This window comes from Protofrankia sp. Cr1, from assembly GCF_963555865.1.
In the GTDB taxonomy this organism is placed as follows: Bacteria; Actinomycetota; Actinomycetes; order Frankiales; family Frankiaceae; genus Protofrankia.
Window position 1 is genome coordinate 4698 of sequence record NZ_CAUVXO010000096.1, and the last position, 1068, is coordinate 5765.

Here is a 1068-nt window from a genome sequence, read left to right on the forward strand (position 1 = left end):
GCTTAATGCGTTAGCTGCGGCACGGAGGCCGTGGAAGGTCCCCCACACCTAGCGCCCAACGTTTACGGCGTGGACTACCAGGGTATCTAATCCTGTTCGCTCCCCACGCTTTCGCTCCTTAGCGTCAGTTCCGGCCCAGAGACCCGCCTTCGCCACCGGTGTTCCTCCTGATATCTGCGCATTTCACCGCTACACCAGGAATTCCAGTCTCCCCTGCCGGACTCTAGCCTGCCCGTATCGACTGCAGGCCCGGGGTTGAGCCCCGGGTTTTCACAGCCGACGCAACAAGCCGCCTACGAGCTCTTTACGCCCAATAATTCCGGACAACGCTTGCACCCTACGTATTACCGCGGCTGCTGGCACGTAGTTGGCCGGTGCTTCTTCTGCAGGTACCGTCACTTGCGCTTCGTCCCTGCTGAAAGAGGTTTACAACCCGAAGGCCTTCGTCCCTCACGCGGCGTCGCTGCGTCAGGCTTTCGCCCATTGCGCAATATTCCCCACTGCTGCCTCCCGTAGGAGTCTGGGCCGTGTCTCAGTCCCAGTGTGGCCGATCGCCCTCTCAGGCCGGCTACCCGTCGTCGCCTTGGTAGGCCGTTACCCCACCAACAAGCTGATAGGCCGCGGGCCCATCCCGAGCCGATAAATCTTTCCACACCACCAGATGTCCGGTAGTGTCATATCCGGTATTAGCCCCGGTTTCCCGAAGTTATTCCAGAGCTCGGGGCAGGTTGCCCACGTGTTACTCACCCGTTCGCCGCTGAAAGCCGAAGCTTCCCGCTCGACTTGCATGTGTTAAGCACGCCGCCAGCGTTCGTCCTGAGCCAGGATCAAACTCTCCGTTGATGTCTCTTATCACAACCGCCGAAACCACCGGCGGAGGGATGACATGGAGTTCCCAACCTTGCGGCTGGGATGACCCTGACATCGACAAAGATCCGTAGATCGTCTGTCGTGTCAAAGGAATTTCTTTCCGTCATATCAGGCGGAACAGACCAGATTAGCCTGCTACCATCCCGATATTGACGGGGTTATGGCACTGACTTTCGGCACGCTGTTGAGTTCTCAAGG

General features: G+C 58.8%; 1 rRNA gene (cut by a window edge). It reads right to left on the reverse strand.

What is annotated here, in order from left to right:
* Positions 1 to 843: ribosomal RNA gene (locus U9980_RS10540) — 16S ribosomal RNA — on the reverse strand; it reaches 1002 nt to the left of the window's first position.
* Positions 844 to 1068: the final 225 nt, after the last annotated feature.